This window comes from Pelagimonas sp. (assembly GCF_050633425.1).
Lineage (GTDB): Bacteria > Pseudomonadota > Alphaproteobacteria > Rhodobacterales > Rhodobacteraceae > Pelagimonas.
This window is the reverse complement of sequence record NZ_JBOEGM010000020.1, coordinates 405,649-429,719: the sequence shown is the minus strand read 5'-3', so window position 1 is coordinate 429,719 and position 24,071 is coordinate 405,649. Positions and strand designations below refer to the sequence as shown.

Below are 24,071 nucleotides of genomic sequence, written 5' to 3'. Positions count from 1 at the left end.
GTCGCTTTAGTTTGTACATTTTCCAACCCACCTTGCACCTGACCGGCGCAATGCCCTACTAAGAGGCAAGCAAAGTTAGGGAGGCCGTATGCGCCGCGTCGTCGTTACAGGGCTGGGGATCGTGTCCAGCATCGGGAACAATGCCGAAGAAGTTTTGGCATCTCTCAAGACCGGGAAATCCGGCATCACCGCCAATGAGGCGATGAAAGAACATGGGTTTCGCAGCCAGATCGCTGGCGACATTAACCTGAACCCAGCAGATCACATTGACAAACGCACGCTGCGTTTTATGGGCCCCGGCGCGGCCTATGCCTATATCGCCATGCAGCAGGCAATCGAAGATTCCGGGCTGGAAGAAAGCGACGTTGTGAACCCACGCACTGGCCTTGTTGCCGGTTCCGGTGGCCCGTCGACCAGCGCCATGTTGGCCGCGCATCAGACCGTATTGAAAACCGGCGCGACCAAGCGGATCGGCCCGTTTGCAGTACCCAAAGCCATGTGCTCAACCGTCTCGGCCAACCTCTCGACCGCTTTCAAAATCAAAGGCATCAACTATTCGATCACCTCGGCGTGCTCGACCTCGCTGCATTGCATCGGCAACGCTGCGGAACAAATTATGATGGGCAAGCAGGACGTTATGTTTGCTGGTGGCGGCGAAGAGCTGGATTGGACGCTGTCCTGCCTGTTTGACGCCATGGGCGCGATGTCCTCGAAATACAACGACACTCCAGAGCGCGCGAGCCGGGCTTTTGACGCGGATCGCGACGGGTTTGTAATTGGCGGCGGTGGCGGCATGTTGGTGCTGGAAGATTTGGAACACGCCAAGGCGCGCGGTGCCAAGATTTATGCAGAAATCACCGGCTATGGCGCGACGTCTGACGGCGCTGACATGGTTGCGCCATCCGGCGAAGGCGGCGAGCGGGCGATGCGCGTGGCTCTGTCAACACTGCCAGAGGGCCGAAAAGTCAGCTATATCAACGCTCACGGAACTTCGACCCCGGTTGGCGATGTCGGTGAAATCGAAGCGGTGCGCCGCGTGTTTGGCGAAGGCTCGACCCCGCCGGTGTCGTCGACCAAATCCATGACCGGCCACAGCCAAGGCGCAACCGGGGCCCAAGAGGCGATCTATTGCCTGTTGGCACTTGAGCATGATTTCTTGATCCCATCGATCAATGTCGAAAACCTTGATCCGGCGCTTAAGCCCGAAGAGATTGCGACAGAGCTGGTGGAAAATGCCGGGCTGGATTCGGTGATGACAAACTCATTTGGCTTTGGTGGGACCAATGGCTCGATGGTAATGTCCAAGTACAAAGACTGAGGCGAGTAGTTATGACCATTGATCTCAAGGGCAAGCGCGGCCTTATTATGGGCGTTGCCAACGAACGTTCCATCGCCTGGGGCATTGCCAAAGCATGTGCCGAAGCTGGGGCTGAATTGGCCTTTACTTATCAGGGCGAGGCATTTGGCAAGCGGCTGGAACCGCTGGCGGCCAGTGTCGGTAGCGACTTTATGGTCGATGTCGATGTGACAGATGACGCCTCGCTTGACACTGCGTTTGAACAGCTTGGCGCGCGGTGGGATAGCCTCGATTTTGTCGTGCACGCGATTGCCTATTCTGACAAGAATGAGCTGACAGGCCGAATTTTGGACACGTCGCGCGAAAACTTCAAAAACTCGCTCGATATTTCCGCCTATAGCTTTATCGAGGTGGCGCGGCGCGCCCATCCCCTGATGAAAGACAATGGCGGCACTTTGTTGACCCTGACCTATATGGGCTCAACCCGCGTAACGCCAAATTATAACGTCATGGGGGTGGCCAAAGCGGCGCTGGAATCGACCACGCGTTATCTGGCTAATGATCTCGGCCCAGAAGGTATCCGTGTGAATGCGCTGTCACCGGGACCGATGAAAACCCTGGCAGGCGCGGCCATTGGTGGCGCGCGCAAGACCTATAAACACACCGACCAAAACGCGCCTTTGCGTTCGAACGCGACGTTGGATGCGGTTGGCGGTACGGCGGTTTGGCTGATTTCTGACGCGGGTGCCTGCACCACCGGTGAAATTGTCCGCGTTGATGGCGGGTTCCATGTGCTGGGCATGCCTCAGCAGGATAATCTGTAAAAAGGGGATGACAATGTTGCGTCTTGTTCTATCGAGTGTTGCCATGCTGAGCTTGGCCGGATGTATGCAAGGCGCAGCCCCCGGTGCTGATGCCCCCAAAAGCGACGGTGTTGCGCGTAAACTCTCTAAAGGCGTGTCACCGTCAGAAGCCGCCGTTGCCCTTGGCCCCGATGCCGGGTTCGAACGGAACCCGGCCAATTGGGACGAGGCCTGCGTGAGCTATAACTACGGCACCACCGAAGCCCCGAAATATGTGCACGCCGTCTTTGTCAACGATGCGCTGACACGGGCGACGGATGGGCATTTTGAGATTTGTTCATACTCTACTTCGACGTAGAAAACTTGAACTCAAATGCCAACGCATCAAAAAGCTGCTGGGCTGACCTTCGATCAAATTGCAAAGTTTGGCTTAGTTTGTCAGGTATTTCCCTATCTGACGAACCGTAGCTGTTGATTTGGAAAACCCTGACGCCTTTATCAGTTTCGTCGCAGAAATATTTGCAAGCCAGTTGGGTCGGATGTGCTGAACGAACATTGCGTTCGTCGTCTTTTTCAATTGATGTGACAAAAGCCTTAAAAAACTCCTTACTAAACAGCCTTATCTCAAAACCACTGACCGGGCTCAATCAACCCAAGGTCAAGCAACTGCCGTGAGTGCCATTCAAACGGCGTTGAATTATACCAGCGAAAATTCCGTATCTCAAACGTGGACCCAGGGTTGCGCTTTAGGGCTTTTGCCGTGCGAAACGACACCACCGCCGCCGTCAGGTTGTTATGCCATGGGCAGGCATAGGTGTTGTACTCTTCGTCATCAAACGTGTGATCGTCACGCATATGCAGGCCGGGCTTGGATTTGAACAAAGCCACCCGGTCAATCTTGCGCCGCTCAACCGGCACATGTTCCTCATAGCGCCACCGCAAGCCGCCAAAGAAGTCAAGCTGCCGTTCCTTGGGGTAATTATTGTTGGCTGGGTCGGACCGCGCCAATGCGTAATAGCCGGATCGATCCAAATGCGCATCATCCAGAGAAACCGCATTGGGGCATTTGTTCAAATCGCCAGCATAAAGATCGACAACATAGGCCAGCATCGCATCACGGCGCTCTTCGGCGTGATAGCTCAACATCTCTCCCACGGTGCGGGTCTCGCAGAATGGGTAGAACAAGTATTCTGCATTATAACAGTAATACATCCAAACATTCGGGGCCGCCGCGATCACGGCGTTCATGGCATGGGGCAGGGCGTTGTCGACGGTCATATCATACGCAACCCGGTGCACCTTGGCCTCAAGATCGGGGGGCAAGGCCCAAAGAGAGGACATAAACACCGTCACGGAACTGAAACCTGAATGCAGATGATGGCGCAGGGTTGTCCCCAACTCGGCCTCATCTTCGGCAAAAACCAATGCAACCGGTCCCTGCGCCAGCGCTGCGCCGCCACGTTTGAGATAGTCGTTAAGCCCGTCGTATTGCATGAATCGCCTCATTGCCGAGATCGCCCCAAGGTCACTCCGAGGCCACCATGGGATTTTCTCCCAGAATCGGTGAAAATCTCGTGCATTGCAAGACGGGGTGTTTATGCGTTATCTGCCGCCTCTGATCGGGGATAAAATTTTCGTCGAAAATTTGCAGCCACGCCCGCCTAACGCGACAGGACATGACATGACCGAGCCCAAAAAGCTATTCATCAAGACCTATGGGTGCCAGATGAACGTCTATGACAGTGAACGCATGGCCGAAGCCATGGGCGGCGAGGGCTATGTTCAAACCGAAACCCCCGATGACGCAGATATGATTCTGCTCAACACCTGTCATATCCGCGAAAAGGCCGCCGAGAAGGTTTACTCCGAACTTGGCCGCTACAAGGGCCTCAAGGCCGAGAAGCCTGACCTGAAAATCGGCGTTGCAGGCTGTGTGGCTCAGGCCGAGGGCAAGGAAATCATGCGCCGCCAGCCGATGGTCGACTTGGTTGTCGGCCCGCAGAGCTACCACCGTCTGCCCGAGCTTGAGGCCAAAGCCCGCTCCGGCCAAAAAGCCCTCGACACCGATTTCCCCGAGGATGACAAATTCGCCGCCCTCAAATCGCGCCCCAAGGCCAAGCGCGGCCCGACCGCCTTTCTGACTGTCCAGGAAGGCTGTGACAAATTCTGTGCCTTTTGTGTGGTGCCGTATACCCGCGGTGCCGAAGTCAGCCGCCCGGCGACCCGCATTATGGACGAGGCCCGCGATCTGGTCGAACGCGGCGTGCGCGAGCTGACATTGCTTGGTCAAAACGTCAACGCCTATCACGGCCACGACAAGGGCCTTGGCGGGTTGATCCGCGACATGGCCAAAATCGACGGGCTTGAACGTATCCGCTTCACCACCTCGCACCCCAATGACATGGATGATGACCTGATCGCCGCGCATGGCGATTGCGACAAGCTGATGCCATATCTCCATCTGCCGGTGCAGGCGGGCAGCGACAAGATCCTCAAACGCATGAACCGCTCCCATACAGCCGAGGATTACCTGAAGCTCATCGAGCGGCTGCGCGGCGTGCGCCCGGATCTGCATCTGTCAGGCGATTTCATCGTGGGTTTCCCCGAAGAGACCGAAGAAGATTTTCAGGACACGCTCGCATTGATCAAGGCGGTCGAATACGGCTCGGCCTTCTCGTTCAAGTATTCCGAACGCCCCGGCACCCCCGCAGCAGAGCGCCCTCAGGTGCCCGAAGATGAAAAGAACGACCGGTTGCAGCGCCTCCAGGCTTTGTTGTCCCAACAACAACGCGCCCTCCAAGATGCGATGATCGGGCGCGACGTCTCGGTTCTGATCGAAAAAGCCGGTCGCGAGCCGGGGCAGATGGTCGGCAAGTCGGAATATCTACACGCCGTTCACGTCCAAGCTGAGGGCCAAGCCGAGGGAATCGCCCCCGGTGACATGGTTCCGGTGCGAATCGTTTCGTCGGGTCGAAATTCGCTAAATGGCGACGTGATACGGCGTTAATCCACCCAACAAGCTATTGTTTCACAATGGTGAACAGATTTATCCACAAGAAAGCATTGGGAATTCGGGAATTGTTTCCGATTTCGCGCCAATGCGCGGGCCTTTTCGCTTCACACGCGTGAATTGTTTGCTAATGTGTTGATTATAGTAAGTTTGCGTGTGCCGCTGCCAATATTGGCGCATGCAGTGGGGGAAACACAAACCAAGGGACAGTGGCTGTGGCTAATCGTATGACCAAAGCCGTCGGCGCAATCGCGTTGGCTGCTCTCGCTGGCATTTCGGCCGCCGCGCCGGCATTTGCCGATGTAGCGGGGCAAAAATCACCTTTCATTTCGACGCAAAACACACGCACCATTCAGGGCGAGCAATATATCCCAGGTATCTGGATTGATCCGGATGGCTGCCAGCACTGGGTTATGGACGACGGTGTTGAGGGCTACATGTCCCCACGCACCGACCGCAAGGGTATTCCCGTGTGTAACCGTGGTAACGTCTGCGGCGTCATGAACTCTGACCAATTCTTCGCGACTGACAGCCACCGGATTTCGGCGTCTGGCAAACAGCGTCTTGCAGAGTTCTTTAACAACGCGTCCGCGACCGCCTACATCATTGCCGGTCACACCGATAGCCGCGCGTCTGACAGCTACAACATGAAGCTGTCTTACAACCGGGCCATGGCTGTTGCTCAGGTCGCACGTTCAACCGGGGCCAACATCTCGGATGTTCGCGGCTTTGGCGAACGTATGCCTGTTGCGTCCAATGGCACAACCACCGGCATGGCGAAAAACCGCCGCGTCGAAATCATCTGCATTCGCTAAGAGGGGTCACGGAAATGACATTGACGAAAATGGCCCTTGTGACTGGTGTTGCAGCCGCGTTCTTGGCGGGATGTACTCCTATCGGTCCTGACAAAAGCCTCGACCGTGGTCTGTTCGACAAGGATGATCTGAGCACAATGCATGCGGGCATTTGGGTTGACCCGAATGGCTGTGATCATTGGATCATTGATGACGGTGTAGAAGGTTACCTGTCGGCACGTCTCGACAAATACGGCAAACCTGTTTGCTCCGGTACAGCACCACCAACGATTGCGACCGGCGACTTCAAGCAAGGGTCGACATCGATCATCGGTGACCCGCGCTAAGACGCGTCTCAACTGATTAAACTCTGGCCGTGCATGCATTTGCACGGCCAGTTTTGATTCTATCCCCAGAAGAATCGCATACGACACTTGCGCATCGCGGCGCGGCTTGGCACCATATCTATGTATTCTGGCGCAGGAGACATGCGTGACCACTAGCCCTTTGACCGAAGCTGTTCTCGAGTTCCCTGACAATCGTCTGCTGATTGAACTTTGTGGGGAATACGACCGAAACCTGACCGATATTGAGGCGCGCACCGGGGTTCAGATCCTGCGGCGCGGCAATCAACTTGCCATTCATGGTGTCGCCGAAGCACAAGCCGAAGCCACCGAAGTGCTGCGATCGCTTTATGATCGGCTCGAGCAGGGGCGCGAAGTGAGCCACAGCGATATCGACCGCGAATTCCGCATGGGCGAAGAGCCGGGCCCCGACAGCCAGCTGGAAATGTCAGTCGGTGAAAAGGTCGAGATTAAAACCCGCAAAAAGCTCATCGAACCACGCACCGATGCGCAAAAAGCCTATGTCCGCTCGTTGTTTGACAATGAACTGGCCTTTGGTATCGGTCCGGCGGGCACCGGGAAAACCTATCTGGCGGTTGCCGTCGGGGTGAATATGCTGATCACCGGTGCCGTCGACAAAATCATCTTGTCCCGCCCCGCGGTGGAGGCCGGGGAAAAGCTTGGCTATCTGCCCGGCGATATGAAAGACAAGGTCGATCCCTATATGCAGCCGCTTTACGACGCGCTGAACGACTTTTTGCCGGGCAAGCAACTGGCTAAGATGATGGAAGAAAAAACCATCGAAATCGCCCCGCTGGCTTTTATGCGTGGGCGGACTTTGTCCAACGCGTTTGTGGTTCTGGACGAAGCGCAAAACGCCACCTCGATGCAGATGAAAATGTTCCTGACCCGTCTGGGTGAGGGGTCGCGCATGGTCATCACCGGCGACCGCACCCAGATCGACTTGCCACGCGGCATGCCTTCGGGGTTGGCTGACGCTGAACGCCTGCTTGATCGCATCCCTGAGATATCCTTTAACTATTTCACCAGCAAAGACGTTGTGCGTCATCCGCTTGTGGCGGCGATCATTGAAGCCTATGAGAAGGACGCAGAAACCCCATAATGGGTTAAATTGTTCCTTTTTTTTCTGATGGGCGACGGGCTGATGGCCCAAAGAGATACCTATGTTGACGGATACAGTCGTAGAAGATGCGCGCTGGCAAGACCTCGACTTGCCTGCTTTGGCCGAACGTGCGGCCGGTCAGGTTCTGATCGATCTTGGGCTGACGGCAGAGGCGCATGAAATCGTCGTCATGGGCTGTGATGATGCCCGCATTGCCGAGCTAAACGGTGATTTTCGCGACAAACCCCGTGCGACAAATGTTCTTTCCTGGCCCTTTGAAGACCTGTCTGCCCAAGATGCAGGCGGGCTTCCGCTTGCCCCAGAGTCCGAAGAGCTGGGGGATATCGCTATTGCCTTTGAAACCTGCGAACGTGAGGCCATGGAACAAGGCAAACCGATGGGTGATCACGTCACTCACTTGCTTGTTCATGGTGTGTTACATTTGTTGGGCTATGATCATATCCGTGACGAAGATGCCACGCTTATGGAAAAGTTAGAGGTTCAAATACTTGGCAAGCTCGGTCTGCCGGACCCATATAGGGATGATACAGGGCCAACCGGCCTGTGATTGGTATGGATTGATGGGCGAAACAGACGGCTCGTCTAACGCAGCGCAAAGCGCGCTCGGGACGACAAAATTGAATACGAAGCAGAGCGACTCTGGCTTTCTCCACCGGCTATTTAGCTGGATAGGGGGTGAGCAGGTCGCGCCAGAACCGGAACCGGCCAAGGCGCTGCGGACGGAATACAAAGCACCTACCTTGGGATTGGGCAACCTCGCGCGGATGCGTGTAGAAGACGTGGCTAGCCCCAAGGCCGACATTGTCGCGGTCCCTAACAGCATCACCAAAGAAGAGTTGGTTGATGTCTTCCGCGAATCCGGGCTGACGCGGTTGCCGGTGTTTGACGGAACCTTGGACACACCAATCGGCTTTGCTCATCTCAAGGATTTCGCGCTGAGCCAAGGATTCAACGGGTCTGGTGGTGACTTTGATCTCACAAAAATGCTGCGGCCATTGCTATTTGTGCCGCCCTCCATGCCCATCGGCGTTCTGCTCACCAAGATGCAGACCGAGCGGCGGCATATGGCGCTGGTGATTGACGAATATGGCGGTGTTGATGGTCTCGTCACGATTGAGGATCTGATCGAACAGGTCATCGGTGAGATCGAAGATGAACACGACACAGAAGAAGGCCAAAACTGGGCCAAGGAGAGTGCTGGGTGTTATCTGGCCCTGTCGAAAACGCCGCTTGAGGAGTTTGAAGCAGAGCTGAGCATGCAGCTCACCGATCACGATGACATCGACGCCGAAGAGATCGACACGCTTGGCGGCTTGGTCTTTATGCTGGCCGGTCATGTGCCGACGCGCGGCGAAATCATTCCGCATCCGGCCGGGTTGGATTTTGAGGTGGTCGATGCGGATCCCCGACGGATCAAACGGCTGCGAGTCCGCCTTCCGGGGGCGGCACGGACCCTGACTTCCACTCAGGCATCCTCTCAGACGCCCACTCTGACATCGGCGCCCGTTCCGATGCCAAGCCAAATCCAAACGCCGGGCCAAGCAAATGGCCAAACAACTGGCTCTGCAACTGGCCCTGCAACTGGTCAGTCATCGGCCCACAGATCGGGTGTTAAATCCGCGAATGCCTCCGGTGGGTAACAGCAATGGCGGATAGCGCGCAGGTTGCGACGCCGCCGCTGATCCGTTGGATTCGCCTGCCTTTGGCGATTGCGGCGGGCGGTGTCATGGCCTTAGGCCTCGCTCCTTACGATCTTTGGTATCTGGGCTTTGCCGGTCTGGTGGCCGCCTTCTGGCTGTTTCGCGCCGCGCCCATTGGTCTTTTTGCGGTCGGAACCGGCTGGGGCGTTGGCTTGGGCTATTTCGGCGTTGCTTTGGGCTGGATCGTCGAACCATTTATGGTCGACGCGGCCGCCACCGGGTGGATGGCTCCATTTGCCTTGTTTGGCATGTCGGGGGGGCTGGCGTTGTTTTGGGCCTTGGCCTTTTGGGGTGCGGCCCATAATAGACGCGCGCCGCTGGCGGCTTTGGTCCTGGCTTGGACCGCCGCAGAATTGGCCCGCGCCTATGTGTTTACCGGCTTCCCCTGGGCTTTGCTGGGCTACATGTTTTTGCCGATCCCCGCGATTCAATGGGCCTCGGTTGTTGGTCCACATGGTATGACGCTGCTGATCCTGACACTGGCCGGGCTTACTGTTGGCGCGGTGTCTTCTCAAACCCAGCGCCGCAAATGGGCCGGGGCGGCTGCGACACTGGCCCTGGCGCTGATTGCAGGCGGTTGGGCGATGACACCCGCCGAACAAGACATGTCGGACCGTCCGCATATCCGCTTGATCCAACCCAATGCCGAACAGCACGAAAAGTGGGATCCGCGCATGATCCCCGTTTTCTTTGATCGCCAGATTGCCCTGACCGAAGCCCTGCCGGAACCGGGAAACCCCAAGCCCGAGCTGATCATCTGGCCGGAAACGGCCCTGCCCGTGATGTTGGAGCGCGCCGATGACGCGCTGCGCATTGTCAGAGATGCCGCAGCAGGGGCGCAGGTTGTGGTCGGCGTTCAGCGTGGCAGCGATGGCACCTATTTCAATTCCCTTGCGCTCCTCAACGAGCAAGGCCAGCTTGCGCAGGTCTATGACAAACATCACCTCGTTCCTTTTGGCGAATACATGCCGGCGGCGGCGATTTTCCAGCGCTGGAATATCGCTGGTTTGGCCGCGCGTGCCGATGGCGGATACACGGCCGGGCCGGGCCCTGAGTTGCTCGATCTTGGCAAACTGGGCGCGGCTTTGCCACTGATCTGCTATGAGGCTGTGTTTCCGCAGGACGTTTATCGCTCCCCGTCGCGCCCCGATTTCCTTCTGCAGATCACCAATGACGCCTGGTTCGGGAAATGGTCCGGTCCTTACCAACACCTATCCCAAGCCCGCATGCGCGCCATTGAACAGGGTTTGCCGATGTTGCGGGCCGCCAATACCGGCGTTTCTGCCGTCATTGATGGGGCCGGGCGGATCACCGCAGAGCTGGGCATGGGTGTTGCGGGAAAGCTTGACGCGCCGCTTCCACCGCCCGCGCGTGTAACAGTTTATTCACGCTTCGGCGATTTACCAACACTTACCTTTCTTATCGTATTGTGTTTCGGCCTATTCAGGCCAAGGTTGCGCAATAGCGATTGACCTTTGTCGCGGCCCACCCTAGGCGGGTCATATTCTCATACCCGTCACAACGGCTTCCTGGCGTGACGGCGTAACCCAATGGAGCGATCATGTCCCGTCAGAACTATACTTTCACCTCGGAATCCGTGTCCGAAGGCCACCCAGATAAGGTCTGCGACCGTATTTCGGATGCCGTCCTTGATGCTCTTATCGCCGAAGATCCGCTGGCCCGTGTGGCATGCGAAACCTTTGCCACCACGGACCGTGTGGTTATTGGCGGCGAAGTCGGTTTGACCGATCAGGAAAAATTGCACGACTATATGGGCAAGATCGACGCGATCGCCCGCGCCTGTATCAAAGACATCGGATATGAGCAGGACAAGTTTCATCATGAAACTGTCGAAATCACCAACCTTCTGCACGAACAATCCGCGCATATCGCCCAAGGGGTGACCGGAGAACAGGGTGACGAAGGAGCGGGTGATCAGGGGATCATGTTTGGCTATGCCACCAATGAAACCACAGCCCTTATGCCAGCACCGATTCAATACAGCCACGCGATCCTGCGCCGTTTGGCTGAAGTGCGCAAAGACGGCAGCGAACCCGCACTTGGCCCCGATGCGAAATCTCAGCTCTCGGTCAATTACGAAGGTGGCAAACCCGTCGGCATCAGCTCACTGGTTCTGTCGACGCAACATTTGGATGAAACGCTCAGTTCTGAAGACATTCGGGCCATCGTCGAACCCTATATCACCGAAACTCTGCCCGATGGCTGGCTGACCGATGCAACCGAATGGCACGTCAACCCGACGGGCAAGTTTGTGATTGGTGGCCCTGACGGGGACGCAGGGCTGACCGGGCGCAAAATCATCGTCGATACATATGGCGGTGCGGCACCCCATGGTGGCGGCGCATTCTCGGGCAAAGATCCGACCAAGGTTGACCGCTCGGCGGCCTATGTGGCGCGCTATTTGGCCAAAAACGTCGTGGCGTCTGGCATGGCTGATCGCTGCACGGTGCAACTGTCTTATGCGATTGGCGTGGCCAAACCACTGTCGATTTATGTCGATACCCATGGCACCGGCGATGTCGAAGCCCATGCGATTGAGGCGGCGATTCCGCAGGTCATCGACCTGACACCGCGCGGTATTCGAACGCATCTTGAGCTGAACAAACCCATCTATCAGCGCACCGCAGCCTATGGGCATTTTGGCCGTGAACCAGAGGCGGATGGCGGTTTCAGCTGGGAACGCACCGATCTGGTCGATGCCCTGCGCAAAGCCGTGTAACGCCCCAATCTTTAACAAAAAGATATGCAAATTCCCTGCAAGGAATATTGAGGCGCGCGGTTCACCCGCGCGCCTTTTGTCTTAACCGATCAGCGTGATTTCACAGGGACCAGACTTGCGCCGCAGCGCATGGATGTCAGCCAGTTCCGGATCATTGATCCAGCCAAGCGCCGCGTCCCGGTTCGGAAACGCCAGCAAAACCGCGCGTCCAGGGGCGGGGGCCTCGCCTTCAAGCCGCGTTGGCGCCGTGCTCATCGCTTCGGGTTTTGCCCCATATTTCGCCAAGGCACCCGAGGCCTGTTTGCCATAGGCGGCAAAAGCCTCCGGGTCGGTGACGGTGATTTGTACAAATGCATAGATCATAGGTCTGTCCTGTTTTGATGATGGACCTGATCTAGGCACAATGATCTTGTGCGAAAACGAGTGCTTTTGCACTCACCACATGCAACAACGCATGTATGGATGCACATTGGGACGATCTCAAAACGGTTATGGTTCTGGTTCAGCGCCAAAGCCTTGCCGAAGCCGCCAAAGTCCTGGGGATCAGCTACACCACCGTGGCCCGCCGGGTGTCTCGGCTCGAAGGGCATTTGGGCGTGGGTCTGTTTGTGCGCCAATCCGATGGTTACCGCCCGACCGAGGCCGGGATCTTGGTGGCGCAACACGCTGAACAGATGCAAATGGCGGAACATGAGCTGATGCGCGGGCTCACGGCGCGGGATCAAACCCTAAAGGGTGATCTGACCATCACCGCCCCGCAGTTGATGATCGCCCATGTTTTTGCACCGGTTTTGGCCGACTTCCAAACCGCGCATCCCGATGTGGCTCTGCATGTCCGGGCCACAAATGATGTGCTTGATCTCACTCGGCGCGAAGCCGATCTGGCCATCCGCGTCAGCCGCGCGCCCGGCGACAGCCTCATGGGGGTACGGCTGGCGGAACAAGACACCGCCAGCTTTGCCACCCAACCCTGGGCGGATCGCCATCTCGCCGATCGCAACGCTCCCCTAGATTGGATCGTCTACGCCACCCATAAATCGCTGCCCGAGCAGGTGATGAAACAGGCACCCGGATCGCGCATCAGCTTTCGCTTTGACGATATGGTCGCCATGGCCGGGGCGGCGCAGGCCGGGCTTGGCGTCGCCCGCATGCCTATGTTTCTTGGCCGTGCCTTACCTGGCCTTGTGCAGCTCCCGATTTTGCCGCCCCAACCCTACGCCGATATCTGGGTTGTCGCGCATCCCGATGTTTGGCCCTCGGCTCGCGTCACCGCCTTCCGGGACATTCTGGTCCCCTACATGAAACGCAAACGCGCCGAGTTTGTCGGTTAGGGGGCTGTGGCCCACATCTCAATCTGATTGATTGCCTTGCGCGCCCGCTCTGATAAAAGCGCGCCCATGACCACATCAAACAAACATCCCGGCGCACCGTGGCGCAATTTCTATGGCCGCATCAAAGGCAAGACCCTCAAGCAATCGCAAGAGGCGTATCTTGACGAAGACCTAGCAGCTCTGTCTCCGGGGCCCATTGACTGGGACGACAACCCAGAGCGCAACCCGATCGATACCAAGGCTATGTTTGATGGCAAGCCAGTCTGGCTTGAGATCGGTTTTGGCGGCGGCGAACACATGGTGCATCAGGCCGTGCAAAATCCCGATGTCGGTATCATTGGCTGTGAACCCTATATCAACGGTGTGGCCATGCTGCTTGGCAAAATCCGAAGCTCGGGTGCCAGCAATCTCAAGGTCCATCCCGGCGATGTGCGCAATCTCTTTGATGTGCTGCCTGCGGCCTCGCTCGACAAGGCCTTTTTGCTCTACCCCGATCCATGGCCGAAAAAGCGCCATCATCGCCGCCGCGCAGTGACCCCCGAATATCTTGAGCCATTGGCGCGCGCGCTGAAACCGGGTGCCGAATTTCGCGTCGCGACGGATATTCCCGATTACGTGCGCCAAACCATGATCGAAGTGCCCAAGGCTGGCTTCGAATGGCTGGCCGAAGGGCCGTCTGATTGGCGTGACCCTTGGGGCGATTGGATTTCAACGCGTTACGAGCAAAAAGCCCTGCGCGAAGGCCGCGTGCCCCATTATATGACGTTTCGCAAACGCTAACCTGGGGCATCGGGCAAGGGCGCGGTGCCCTGTTGGAATGTTGGCGTCAGATGACACCGAAAGCGCGGCGTGATCTTTTGTGGCAAAGACATCGCCGCGAACACTTACAACGCATGGACAGTGCGTCGGGCATGTTTTATCACTCCCGCGACCGCTAACAGGAAAGATTATTACCTATGTCCAGCCACGGTGCCCCGATCCCAATGACCTCACGTGCCTCTGGCCCTCTCAAGGGGGAGGCGCATGTGCCGGGCGATAAGTCGATCTCGCATCGCTCGTTGATTCTGGGCGCGATGACCGTGGGCGAGACCAAGGTAACCGGATTGCTCGAGGGCGAGGACGTGCTGGACACCGCCAAGGCCATGCGAGCCTTTGGCGCTGAGATCGAAAAGCGCGATGGCACTTGGCATATTCACGGGGTTGGGGTGGGCGGTTTTGCTGAGCCTGAAAACGTCATTGATTGTGGTAATTCTGGCACCGGCGTGCGCCTGATCATGGGGGCCATGGCGACATCGCCGATCACCGCAACCTTTACCGGCGACGCGAGCCTGAACGGTCGTCCCATGGCGCGTGTCACCGATCCTTTAGCGCTGTTTGGCACAAAATCCTATGGCCGCAAAGGCGGACGCCTTCCGATGACCATCGTCGGGGCGGCCGATCCGCTGCCGGTGCGCTACGAGGTGCCGGTGCCCTCGGCACAGGTGAAATCCGCGGTGCTTTTGGCCGGGCTGAACGCGCCGGGCGACACGGTTGTTGTCGAAAAAGAAGCAACCCGCGATCATTCTGAACGCATGCTGGCCGGGTTCGGGGCCACCATTTCGACCGAGGAAACCAACGAAGGTCGGGTGATCACCCTGCAAGGCAGGCCTGAATTCAAACCGCAAACTATCATTGTTCCGCGCGATCCCAGCTCGGCGGCCTTCCCTGTTTGCGCCGCTCTGATTTGCGAAGGCTCTGACGTTCTGGTGCCCAACATCGGCCTCAACCCGACACGGGCGGGGCTCTTTACCACCCTGCGTGAGATGGGCGCAGACCTGAGCTATGAAAATGAACGCGAAGAGGGGGGCGAACCTGTTGCTGATCTGCGCGCGCGGTTCTCGCCCAATCTCAAAGGCATCGAAGTGCCGCCACATCGCGCCGCCAGCATGATTGATGAATATCCGGTCCTGTCGGTCGTTGCCGCCTTTGCCGAGGGCAAAACCTATATGCCTGGCGTCAAAGAATTGCGGGTTAAGGAATCAGACCGGATCGACGCCATGGCCATCGGCCTGCGCGCCGCCGGTGTCCGGGTTGATGAGGGCGAAGACTGGTGGACAGTGCACGGGCTGGGCCATGGCAATGTGCCGGGCGGGTCCACCGCCGCAAGCCAGCTCGATCACCGCATCGCCATGTCCTTTATGGTTTTGGGCTTTGCCACGCAAAAACCGATGTCGGTGGATGATGGCGGGCCAATCGCCACGTCTTTCCCGATTTTCGAAAGCCTGATGGGCAACCTTGGTGCCAATATCACGCGCGAGGCCGGCGCCACATGATGCGCGCAACCCCCATTCTGGCCGCTTTACCCGTGGCTCTCATGGGGGTCATGCTCTGGCTGTCTGCAACGATCTTGACCCCGCATGCCGGGTCGCTTGCGGCGTTTGATACGCGGGTTCTGGGCTATACTCTGGCCGATGCCCAAGCCTATTTGACCGCGCTCGACGACACCGGGCGGGCGGTTTATCTGGTTGAATTGCGGGTGCTCGACACCCTGTTCCCAATCACCTTTGCCTTGCTTTTGGGCCACCTGACATTGGGGGCAGCGCATTGGATGCACCCTTGGTCGAGGATGATCCTCGTCCTGCCGGCCGCCGCCTATGCGCTGATGGATCTGTGCGAAAATGCCCTTGTGGCCGGGCTAATCCGCGCCGGTGCCGATGGGGTCAACGCTGATATGGTCAATCTGGCCTCGGAATTCACCATCACCAAATGGGTGCTTGTGCTGATTTCTGTGGCGTTGCTTGGGGTTTTATGGCTTTTGCGGCGCAAACCCCAACAGGCGTGAGTGAGGGCAATCATGGCGTTTACAATTGCAATCGACGGTCCAGCAGCGGCGGGCAAAGGCACGATTTCCAAGGCCGTGGCGGCGCATTTTGGCTATGCCCATCTCGACACCGGCCTGTTGTACCGTGCGGTCGGGGCCAAAGTGATCGTCGGAATCCCAGCCGTCCAAGCCGCCAAATCGCTCCAGGCCAGCGATCTTGACGATAGTACCCTGCGTACCCCTGACGTGGCGCAAGCGGCCTCCAAGGTTGCTACCATCCCAGAAGTGCGCGCCGCTTTGGTCGATTTTCAGCGGGCCTTTGCCCGGCGTGCCGGTGGCGCGGTTCTGGATGGGCGCGATATTGGCACGGTGATATGCCCGGCGGCTGATGCGAAACTGTTTGTGACCGCCACGGCCGAAGTGCGTGCGCAACGCCGTTTTGCCGAATTGCAGGGCAACGGGTTGGATACCGAATATGAAACGGTTTTGGCCGATGTCAAAGAGCGCGACGAACGCGACATGAACCGCGCCGATGCGCCGCTCAAACCTGCCAGAGATGCCGTTCTGATCGACACCTCAGATCTCAATATTGCTGATGCGGTTCAGACCGCCATTGCGATCATTTCCGAAAGCCAAAGCGTGGGTTAAGGCCCAAGGGGGGGGAAGGGGCCTAGGCGCTCTTGGCCTCGCTCTCAGCGTCGGCGTCAAACTTGGCGCGGGCCTGGTCGATATTGTCCAGATTGTCCATCGCCCAATAGCCCATCGCCTTGACTGGTTCGCGAAAGGATTCCCCCAATGGGGTCAGCGCATATTCCACCTTGGGCGGGATGGTTGGGTAATAGGTGCGGCTGACCAATCCATCGCGCTCCAATTCGCGCAGGGTCAGGCTCAGCATCCGTTGTGAAATCCCCAAATGGCGTTTCAATTCGTTGAACCGCAACACGCCATATTCCGTCAGAGATATAACGATCAGCACGCTCCAGCGATCGCCGACACGGGATAAAACGTCGTTAATCCGCTGGCATTGCGGGCATTTGGCTTTCTCTGCCATGGGTGGTTCCCTGTTTGATACCGGGGCACAAAAATGTGCCTTCTTGCGGGGTGCTTAGTACCTCTTATATAGCCAGTTACAAATTGATACCACCCTCCAAGGATACACCAAAAATGACCTCCCTGCTCGACAAACTGAACTGGCGCTACGCAACCAAAAAGATGGATCCGTCCAAATCGGTTCCTCAGGACAAGCTGGACCAAATCCTTGAGGCGATCCGCCTTGCGCCGACCTCTTCGGGCATCCAGCCTTTCGAAGTGTTTGTCATCACAAACCCCGAAATCCGCGCCGAAATCCGCAAAGCTGCCTGGGATCAGGCCCAAGTCACCGAAGGCTCACACCTGTTGGTTTTTGCCGCGTGGGATAATTATTCGGCCGACCGCATTGATGCGGTGTTGAGCCAAATGGAAGACGAGCGCGGCAAAAGCGATATGCTGACCGGCTATTATGACAATCTCAAAAACACCTACCTGCCGCGCACAGAAGAGATGAACCACAGCCACGCCGCCCGTCAGGCCTATATCGCGCTTGGATTTGCCCTTGCTGCCGCCGCCGAACTCGAGGTTGATAGCACCCCGATGGAAGGCTTTGACCCTGACAAGGTTGACGAAATTCTCGGCCTTCGCGACATGGGGCTGCGCTCGACCACGCTCTTGCCGCTTGGCTATCGCCAAGAGGATGCGGATTGGTTGGTCAACATGAAGAAAGTCCGCAAACCGCGCGCCGATTTCATCAAAGAGATCGCCTAACCCGCGCCAAGGGCAAAATATCAAAACGCCCAAAAGCAATAGGCCCAAATACCAATACACCTGAAAACGCTGGGCTCAAAAACAAGGTCAGACCGCAAAACGTGGCCTGACCTATTTAATACATCAAATCTAAGATAGAAAATCTCGGCCTAATTAGCCTTTGATTTCGTATTTTGGAGATGTGCTGCCATCGCGACGGTGGAAGACAACCGTATTGCCATTGATCTCTGGTTTGCTGCAGAATTCTTGGCCCTTCAGCTGGTCGGGGGCCGAAAAGACCGTGCAGGTGTCTTTGGCGTTGATCGTATAGACGCCAGCAACCGGAAGGTTTCTCATTTCGCCGGAAACGGTGCCGTCGGCATTGTAGACAAAGGTTGCGCCCGTTTCTGCGACAAGTGTTTTCCCGATTAGGGGGGCAATCATGGATGTGGGGGCCTTTTCCATAGGCGCATCTGTCGTGCTTTGGCAGGCGCCAAGGGCGAATGCCGCAGCGATCAATGGGGCAACAAACTTCATTATAGTTTCCTTTTTACAACGGTTTGTCACCCTAAGCGGTCTCAGCCTTCCAAAGCAAGGGGCAGGGGACGTTCGAGATAGCAATAGCTTTGTCCTGATCTCTCGAACGGGGTGCCAAATTCAACAAAACCGAACCGCCTATACAATGTCAGGGCGTCCAGACGCGCGCTCATCCAGATGCGGCGATGCGTCTGAGCCGTGCGGACAAGCACCTCGGTCAAAACCTGAGCGCCAATCCCGCGCCCCTGAAACGTCGGCAAGGTCGCAAATTTGCGCATCCGCGCGCCGGTGTCGGTGTCATAAAGCGACACGACACACACAACCCGCCCCCTCAATTCAGCCCCCAAATGCAAGGCCATTTCATCCCCTGTGACGCTGACAAAATCACGCGGTTTATCCGGCCAGAGCACGGCGTGGCGGATATCCAGAACAGTGTCCAATGCAACGGGTCCGATGGTTAATTCAGTCAAAGCGCTTGTCCTTTTGCTCGTCATGTCCTTTTGCTCGTCATGTCCTTTTGCTCGTCATAAGGGGCAGGCCGATCAGATGTACACCCAAGGGCAATTGAGTGTCTTTCTGAAAACTCTATGGTTGTGTTTGGGTGCGTATTGTAGATCGGTGAGTGGGGGCATTATGAAAGATCAAAGTGTTGCAGATCCTTGGAAACAGGATCTGCTGGATTTTCGCGGGATCAGCAAGACGTTCTCCAACTTGGTCACCTCATTCGATGAGGGGCAGGTTGTCTCGATCGAAGCGGGGTTTGGGCGCGGCAAAACCTTTTTCCGAGAGGGCTGGGCACAAGAGCTGCGCAATGCCGGAGAAGTGGTCATCGAGTTGGACGCGCAAAAATCGGATCACTCCGGCGATCCGGTGGTAACGTTTGTCGGCGCATTGGCCGCGCAGCTTAAAAAGGAAGAAACCAAGGCGCAGAAAGCTTTGCTTGCACTCACGAAATATGGACGCATGGGCGTGCGGGCAGGTGCGCGGTTTGTACTGCGTGAAGGGGCCGACGAATTGATCGGCGAAGGTCAGCAGGCGTTGTTGGCTGAGGTCGAAGGCTGGGACGCCTTCGAAGATGCCATAGAAAAGGGCGGAGACGCCTTCACCAAAGCTGCAGGCGCAGTCATCGTCAAGCAGTTAGCAACAGAAAAGGCACGTGAAGGTATCCCCAAACAGCTAGAGGTTTTGCGTCAGGCCCTGACCGGAAAAGAGCAGGGTGGCCGCGTCATCATCCTGATAGATGAGCTGGACCGCTGCCACCCGGACTATGCCTTGGCCCTGCTCGAAGCGATGAAACTTGTCTTTGACGAACCGGGTTTTGTCTTTGTCCTGATGGTCAACGCCGATTATCTGGAACGGATCGCAGAACACCGATTTGGCAAGATGGAGAAAGGCGAGCGCTATCTAGACAAATTTGTCGATATGCGATTGGCCCTGCCGATGACGGATGCGGCGCTATCGACGGCGGTTGAACATCTGGCTATGGACCTGCCTCTCGCGATCCCGTTTGGTGATCATGAGGAATTTGCAGTGGCAAAGGCTGCCCGGCTAGCGGGTGAGTTGGCTCCCATGAGCGGTTTGTCCCCGCGACAATTGAAGCGCGTCCTCCTTAGGATCAAGATGGCCTTGCTCTGTTACAAGGACGAGCCGATTGACTGCGCGCTGATGGTTTGGTTGGCGTTTTGTGATCAAGGTTTGAACCCGAACTTTGCAGTTACAGCTTTGCCCAGAGCTGAATTATCTCCACATTTTGGCGATTTGATTGTCAGTGGTGCGATGATGATGCGTTCGGATGGCGGTGGAACGGCAAACCCGAGGCAAATTATGAACCAATCCTGTAGAGAGTTGCACCGAATTATTGAGAGACTTGCGGAACATGATTCCAAAATCGCAGATGAAGAGTTTTATGTACACTGTGGGACTTTTTGTTCTTCCTACATCCCCCGCCACCAGGCCATGCTCGATGCGATCCACCAGATCGACGCGAATTAGAACCGCGGGCTTGCCCATGGGCCGGTTTCCCTGTAATACGCGCGCTATCTGACGACCGTTAAGAGTCGCAGTTATGGTGAGCAGGGCCTGGGGATTGCCTCCGGCCCTTCTTGTTTGTGTTGTGTCACCATGCCTGCACCCTGCCAAAAACGCCGTCGGATGCAACGAAACCAAGACCCGTGGAGACAACCGCGCGGCCCGAATAAACCAATGTAAAGGATTTGACGCCACATGGCTGATGCAACAATGGAAGAATTCGAAGCCCTCTTGAACGAGAGCCTCGAGATGGACACACCGGACGAAGGTTCGGTTGTCAAAGGCAAGGTAATCGCAATTGAAGCGGGCCAAGCCATTATCGACGTAGGCTACAAAATGGAAGGCCGCGTTGAACTTAAAGAATTCGCAGAACCCGGGGAAGCACCGAGCGTGAATGTTGGCGACGAAGTTGAGGTTTACCTCCGCGCCGCTGAAAACGCCCGTGGCGAAGCTGTTATCTCCCGTGAGATGGCGCGCCGTGAAGAAGCATGGGATCGCCTCGAAAAAGCGTATGCAGACGATGCACGTGTCGAAGGCGCAATCTTTGGCCGCGTCAAAGGTGGCTTCACTGTCGACCTCGGCGGTGCCGTTGCCTTCCTGCCCGGTTCGCAAGTTGACGTACGCCCCGTGCGTGACGCTGGCCCGTTGATGGGTCTCAAGCAGCCGTTCCAGATCCTGAAAATGGACCGTCGCCGTGGTAACATCGTTGTATCGCGCCGCGCGATCCTCGAAGAATCCCGTGCCGAACAGCGCGCCGAAGTTATCGGCAAGCTGCAAGAGGGCGATTCTGTTGACGGCGTTGTCAAAAACATCACCGAATACGGTGCGTTTGTTGACCTCGGCGGTGTTGACGGCTTGTTGCACGTCACCGACATGGCATGGCGCCGTGTGAACCACCCATCTGAAATCCTGACAATTGGCGAAACCGTCAAGGTTCAGGTGATCAAGATCAACAAAGACACCCACCGTATCTCCCTCGGCATGAAACAGCTGCAGGAAGATCCATGGGATCTCGTTGGCGCCAAGTACCCACTGTCGTCGGTCCACAAAGGCCGCGTCACCAACATCACCGATTACGGTGCATTTGTTGAGCTGGAGCCTGGTGTTGAAGGTCTCGTTCACGTGTCCGAAATGTCTTGGACCAAAAAGAACGTACACCCCGGCAAGATCGTCTCCACCTCGCAAGAAGTCGACGTCATGGTTCTGGAAATCGACGGCTCCAAGCGCCGCGTTTCCCTTGGTCTCAAGCAGACTCAGCGCAACCCATGGGAGCAGTTCGCAGAAACCTATCCTGAGGGCACTCAGGTTGAGGGCGAAGTCAAGAACATCACCGAATTCGGTCTGTTCATTGGCCTCGAAGGCGACATCGACGGCATGGTTCACCTCTCCGACCTGTCCTGGGACGAGCGCGGCGAAGAAGCCATCCAGAGCTACCACAAGAACGACGTCGTTCAGGCGGTTGTCTCCGAAGTGGACATCGAAAAAGAGCGTATCTCGCTTTCGATCAAAGCCTTGGGCGGCGACAAGTTCGCAGATGCGGTTGGCGGCGTGAAGCGCGGCTCGATCGTAACCGTCGAAGTGACAGCCATCGAAGATGGTGGCGTCGAAGTGGAATACGAAGGCATGAAATCCTTCATCCGCCGCTCCGACCTGTCGCGTGACCGTGCAGAGCAGCGCCCAGAGCGCTTCAATGTCGGCGACAAAATCGACGTTCGCGTTACCAACATCGACTCCAAGACACGTCGTCTTGGCCTGTCGATCAAAGCACGCGAAATCGCAGAAGAAAAAGAAGCCGTGGAACAGTATGGTTCCTCCGACTCCGGTGCGTCCTTGGGCGACATCCTGGGCGCGGCCCTGAAGAGCGGCGACGAGTAATCGTTTCCCCTTTGATGAAACGAAAGGCCTCGGAGAAATCCGGGGCCTTTTGCGTTTGAAATGGGCGCGGAGATGCTTGCTTTTAGCCCGTTTCAATCATTGTTAAGTGCCGCCCCAATGCCAAGTCCGCGTGGGAAACGTACTTTGCACGGCTGCACAATCTGAGTGACTTCAAGCCACAGCTCTGGTCTGCTCTTTTCAAGATTAAGAGCAGATATTCGCTGCGAAAGGCCTCGCGTGCTCTGTTTGTCTTTTGAACACGGGATTACGCATGCATTTTCCATTCGAACTTCGGTAACACATTGCGCATCCGCCCACCTGATTTACGAACGGAACAAGAATGGTGCAAACAGTCGCAATTACTTGTTTCACTCCATCCAAACATAAAGTTGTTCTCTAGGGGCCATCTAAGCCTAGGGCCAAACAATTGATCCGCCCTAGGCTAGGTTTTATGCGCTACTTTGTGGTCGGATTAACATTCAGCATCGGGCGCAACTCGGATGCAAAGTGGACCTTAAAGCTCAGCTTTTTCACTGATACACGCACCGGAATCTCTTGCTTATCTTCCCCCGCACGCTGCAAAGTCGCAACCGAAGGTTCCGCATAATATCTGATCCCGATCTGACCATCCAAGGGCGGCATGGCGAGGATAGACTCGATCGGCAGATTGTCTTTCTGACCATCTTGCAAGAGCTTCTCGACCTCTTTGTCGTTGAGCTTCAATCCAACATCTTTCGACACCTGTCCACGCCCCAGGTCCACGTCCCAGCTGAACCCAAAAGATGACTGAGGCGAAAGGAAATAGCTCTCACCATTGCTGCCACTGACGATGCCGCTCCCGGCGACGTTCAGGTAAAGGCGATGGCGCCCCTTCAGCTTGATGGCATCTTCCGCAAGGCCCGAGTGCGCATCAGGAATGAACTTGGGGGCATTGAATGACCCGCTTAGCGGGTCGATGGTCGTGGCTTGAAACTCGCCCAACCTTTGCCCGTCCAAATCGCAGACTTCAAAGTTCCAGCTGCCCTCATTGCGCAGCTCGATCCCGACGAACCGGGCGTTTTCCTGTTCGAGGAAAATGAACTTTAACGAACTTTCATTGTAGGTATGGAAGTAGCGCTGTGCATCTGCCTTACTTTACGTCGACGCCGCCAGCGCCTCGTTCAAACTCTCTAACGCGTCTTCTTCGATGTCCCATTAGATACTGTTGAGATTGCGGTTTCCGACCTTGGCGATATCGGTCTGAGATAGGGTTTCGATATCATAAAACGCTTCGATCAGCTTGGCGTCCCCCATCACCTTCTCATAAAGGCTGCCGGTGGACTCCATCGATTTCCCAAGCGTTTTCAACGCGGTGTCCAGCTCCTCGGCAAAGCGCTTGATGCGCGGGGCAAGTGTGCTTGGCTTCAGGAAGTAGCCCTCATAAGCTTTGGTCAACAGATAGTGGTAATAGGCGATATGTTCATACGCCTTGCGGTTCTCAGCCTCAAGAATACCGGTGAGGGCCGTGTTGAAATCCTCGGCAACGGTGTTGCTCAGATTTGAGAAATACCGCATCGTTTGAACCGCATCTGCAACCGCGGCATAGGCGGCATCAATAGCCTGATGGCAACGCATGATATCCTGATACAAAGTCGACTGGCGTTTGTTCTGCTGTTTGAGAAACCCGGCAATAGCCTCAAGGATCAGATCATGCCCCGCAAGTGCCTGATAGGCTTTTTCGACCTCTTCGTCTGACACCGACCAATTCTTGAACAACGCCCCGGCATCGGACAAAGCGGAGGTGCTATTGCTAGAGCTCATCTTGTCGAGCGTTCCATCCAGATCCTTCTGAATACCATCGAACACTTTCTGGTTCTGTTTGGCCCATTCCTTGGGCGGCAACGTGTATG

General features: G+C 56.5%; 25 protein-coding genes, 1 pseudogene and 1 riboswitch. Of the genes and pseudogenes, 19 read left to right on the top strand and 7 right to left on the bottom strand.

What is annotated here, in order from left to right; genetic code table 11:
• Positions 1 to 88: 88 nt before the first annotated feature.
• From fabB to ACRBB0_RS17825, 3 genes are read left to right on the top strand one after another with little or no spacing between them, the layout of a single operon-like run.
• Positions 89 to 1,318, top strand: a complete 1,230-nt coding sequence (gene fabB / locus ACRBB0_RS17835) for a beta-ketoacyl-ACP synthase I (protein WP_431375800.1) — start codon at positions 89 to 91, stop codon at positions 1,316 to 1,318.
• An 11-nt stretch (positions 1,319 to 1,329) separates the two neighbouring features.
• On the top strand, positions 1,330 to 2,121 hold the full coding sequence (locus ACRBB0_RS17830; RefSeq protein WP_431375799.1) for an enoyl-ACP reductase FabI: 792 nt from the start codon (positions 1,330 to 1,332) through the stop codon (positions 2,119 to 2,121).
• A 13-nt stretch (positions 2,122 to 2,134) separates the two neighbouring features.
• Positions 2,135 to 2,458, top strand: coding sequence for a hypothetical protein (locus ACRBB0_RS17825; protein WP_431375798.1), 324 nt, complete (start codon positions 2,135 to 2,137; stop codon positions 2,456 to 2,458).
• 266 nt (positions 2,459 to 2,724) lie between these two features.
• On the opposite strand, the gene ACRBB0_RS17820 is transcribed toward ACRBB0_RS17825, so the two are convergent.
• Complete coding sequence (locus tag ACRBB0_RS17820) at positions 2,725 to 3,594, bottom strand: hypothetical protein (protein WP_431375797.1); 870 nt, start codon at positions 3,592 to 3,594, stop codon at positions 2,725 to 2,727.
• 187 nt (positions 3,595 to 3,781) lie between these two features.
• On the opposite strand from ACRBB0_RS17820, the gene miaB reads away from it, so the two are divergent.
• The 8 genes and pseudogenes from miaB (at position 3,782) to metK (ending at position 11,832) form a co-directional block, all read left to right on the top strand.
• Positions 3,782 to 5,107 (top strand): tRNA (N6-isopentenyl adenosine(37)-C2)-methylthiotransferase MiaB, encoded by a 1,326-nt coding sequence (gene miaB, locus ACRBB0_RS17815; protein ID WP_431375796.1) that lies wholly within the window; start codon positions 3,782 to 3,784, stop codon positions 5,105 to 5,107.
• Positions 5,108 to 5,337: 230 nt separating this feature from the next.
• Entirely contained in the window at positions 5,338 to 5,925 is a 588-nt protein-coding gene (locus ACRBB0_RS17810; RefSeq protein ID WP_431375820.1) for an OmpA family protein, read from the top strand.
• 14 nt (positions 5,926 to 5,939) lie between these two features.
• Positions 5,940 to 6,251: a hypothetical protein gene (locus ACRBB0_RS17805; protein ID WP_431375795.1), complete on the top strand. Its 312-nt coding sequence runs from the start codon at positions 5,940 to 5,942 to the stop codon at positions 6,249 to 6,251.
• 145 nt (positions 6,252 to 6,396) lie between these two features.
• Positions 6,397 to 7,371 (top strand): PhoH family protein, encoded by a 975-nt coding sequence (locus ACRBB0_RS17800; protein WP_431375794.1) that lies wholly within the window; start codon positions 6,397 to 6,399, stop codon positions 7,369 to 7,371.
• 61 nt (positions 7,372 to 7,432) lie between these two features.
• Positions 7,433 to 7,939, top strand: coding sequence for an rRNA maturation RNase YbeY (ybeY, locus tag ACRBB0_RS17795; protein ID WP_431375793.1), 507 nt, complete (start codon positions 7,433 to 7,435; stop codon positions 7,937 to 7,939).
• Between the two features lie 13 nt (positions 7,940 to 7,952).
• Positions 7,953 to 8,840 (top strand): annotated as a pseudogene (locus ACRBB0_RS17790) (hemolysin family protein); the annotation flags it as partial.
• A gap of 197 nt (positions 8,841 to 9,037) precedes the next feature.
• The gene (gene lnt / locus ACRBB0_RS17785) at positions 9,038 to 10,564 is read left to right on the top strand and encodes an apolipoprotein N-acyltransferase (RefSeq protein ID WP_431375792.1); all 1,527 of its coding nucleotides are present in this window, start codon (positions 9,038 to 9,040) and stop codon (positions 10,562 to 10,564) included.
• A gap of 38 nt (positions 10,565 to 10,602) precedes the next feature.
• Positions 10,603 to 10,650: riboswitch (SAM-SAH riboswitch) on the top strand.
• Positions 10,651 to 10,653: 3 nt separating this feature from the next.
• On the top strand, positions 10,654 to 11,832 hold the full coding sequence (gene metK / locus ACRBB0_RS17780; RefSeq protein ID WP_431375791.1) for a methionine adenosyltransferase: 1,179 nt from the start codon (positions 10,654 to 10,656) through the stop codon (positions 11,830 to 11,832).
• An 81-nt stretch (positions 11,833 to 11,913) separates the two neighbouring features.
• Here metK and ACRBB0_RS17775 read toward each other — a convergent pair whose 3' ends face one another.
• Complete coding sequence (locus ACRBB0_RS17775) at positions 11,914 to 12,195, bottom strand: DUF1330 domain-containing protein (RefSeq protein WP_431375790.1); 282 nt, start codon at positions 12,193 to 12,195, stop codon at positions 11,914 to 11,916.
• 95 nt (positions 12,196 to 12,290) lie between these two features.
• Here ACRBB0_RS17775 and ACRBB0_RS17770 point away from each other — a divergent pair, with 95 nt between their 5' ends.
• From ACRBB0_RS17770 to ACRBB0_RS17750, 5 genes are all read left to right on the top strand, one after another.
• The gene (locus ACRBB0_RS17770; RefSeq protein WP_431375789.1) at positions 12,291 to 13,163 is read left to right on the top strand and encodes a LysR family transcriptional regulator; all 873 of its coding nucleotides are present in this window, start codon (positions 12,291 to 12,293) and stop codon (positions 13,161 to 13,163) included.
• Between the two features lie 66 nt (positions 13,164 to 13,229).
• Entirely contained in the window at positions 13,230 to 13,943 is a 714-nt protein-coding gene (gene trmB / locus ACRBB0_RS17765) for a tRNA (guanine(46)-N(7))-methyltransferase TrmB (protein WP_431375788.1), read from the top strand.
• A gap of 176 nt (positions 13,944 to 14,119) precedes the next feature.
• The gene (gene aroA / locus ACRBB0_RS17760) at positions 14,120 to 15,475 is read left to right on the top strand and encodes a 3-phosphoshikimate 1-carboxyvinyltransferase (protein WP_431375787.1); all 1,356 of its coding nucleotides are present in this window, start codon (positions 14,120 to 14,122) and stop codon (positions 15,473 to 15,475) included.
• Positions 15,472 to 15,984 carry a hypothetical protein gene (locus tag ACRBB0_RS17755; protein WP_431375786.1) on the top strand — a complete coding sequence of 171 codons (513 nt, stop codon included), beginning with the start codon at positions 15,472 to 15,474 and terminating at the stop codon, positions 15,982 to 15,984. The genes aroA and ACRBB0_RS17755 overlap by 4 nt, the downstream gene beginning before the upstream one ends.
• A 12-nt stretch (positions 15,985 to 15,996) precedes the next feature.
• Complete coding sequence (locus ACRBB0_RS17750) at positions 15,997 to 16,611, top strand: (d)CMP kinase (protein ID WP_431375785.1); 615 nt, start codon at positions 15,997 to 15,999, stop codon at positions 16,609 to 16,611.
• A 22-nt stretch (positions 16,612 to 16,633) separates the two neighbouring features.
• On the opposite strand, the gene ACRBB0_RS17745 is transcribed toward ACRBB0_RS17750, so the two are convergent.
• Positions 16,634 to 17,014, bottom strand: a complete 381-nt coding sequence (locus tag ACRBB0_RS17745; RefSeq protein WP_431375784.1) for a winged helix-turn-helix transcriptional regulator — start codon at positions 17,012 to 17,014, stop codon at positions 16,634 to 16,636.
• A gap of 113 nt (positions 17,015 to 17,127) precedes the next feature.
• Here ACRBB0_RS17745 and ACRBB0_RS17740 point away from each other — a divergent pair, with 113 nt between their 5' ends.
• Positions 17,128 to 17,763, top strand: coding sequence for an NAD(P)H-dependent oxidoreductase (locus ACRBB0_RS17740; protein WP_431375783.1), 636 nt, complete (start codon positions 17,128 to 17,130; stop codon positions 17,761 to 17,763).
• Positions 17,764 to 17,916: 153 nt separating this feature from the next.
• Here the strand turns inward: ACRBB0_RS17740 and ACRBB0_RS17735 are convergent, their stop codons facing one another.
• Positions 17,917 to 18,279, bottom strand: coding sequence for a hypothetical protein (locus ACRBB0_RS17735; RefSeq protein ID WP_431375782.1), 363 nt, complete (start codon positions 18,277 to 18,279; stop codon positions 17,917 to 17,919).
• Between the two features lie 41 nt (positions 18,280 to 18,320).
• On the bottom strand, positions 18,321 to 18,749 hold the full coding sequence (locus ACRBB0_RS17730; protein ID WP_431375781.1) for a GNAT family N-acetyltransferase: 429 nt from the start codon (positions 18,747 to 18,749) through the stop codon (positions 18,321 to 18,323).
• A gap of 163 nt (positions 18,750 to 18,912) precedes the next feature.
• Between ACRBB0_RS17730 and ACRBB0_RS17725 the strand changes: the two genes are divergently transcribed.
• On the top strand, positions 18,913 to 20,271 hold the full coding sequence (locus ACRBB0_RS17725) for a KAP family P-loop NTPase fold protein (RefSeq protein ID WP_431375780.1): 1,359 nt from the start codon (positions 18,913 to 18,915) through the stop codon (positions 20,269 to 20,271).
• Between the two features lie 231 nt (positions 20,272 to 20,502).
• Positions 20,503 to 22,182 (top strand): 30S ribosomal protein S1, encoded by a 1,680-nt coding sequence (gene rpsA / locus ACRBB0_RS17720; RefSeq protein WP_431375779.1) that lies wholly within the window; start codon positions 20,503 to 20,505, stop codon positions 22,180 to 22,182.
• A gap of 456 nt (positions 22,183 to 22,638) precedes the next feature.
• Here rpsA and ACRBB0_RS17715 read toward each other — a convergent pair whose 3' ends face one another.
• Both ACRBB0_RS17715 and ACRBB0_RS17710 read right to left on the bottom strand, forming a co-directional pair.
• Entirely contained in the window at positions 22,639 to 23,163 is a 525-nt protein-coding gene (locus ACRBB0_RS17715) for a hypothetical protein (RefSeq protein WP_431375778.1), read from the bottom strand.
• Between the two features lie 213 nt (positions 23,164 to 23,376).
• Positions 23,377 to 24,027 carry a hypothetical protein gene (locus ACRBB0_RS17710; protein WP_431375777.1) on the bottom strand — a complete coding sequence of 217 codons (651 nt, stop codon included), beginning with the start codon at positions 24,025 to 24,027 and terminating at the stop codon, positions 23,377 to 23,379.
• Positions 24,028 to 24,071: the final 44 nt, after the last annotated feature.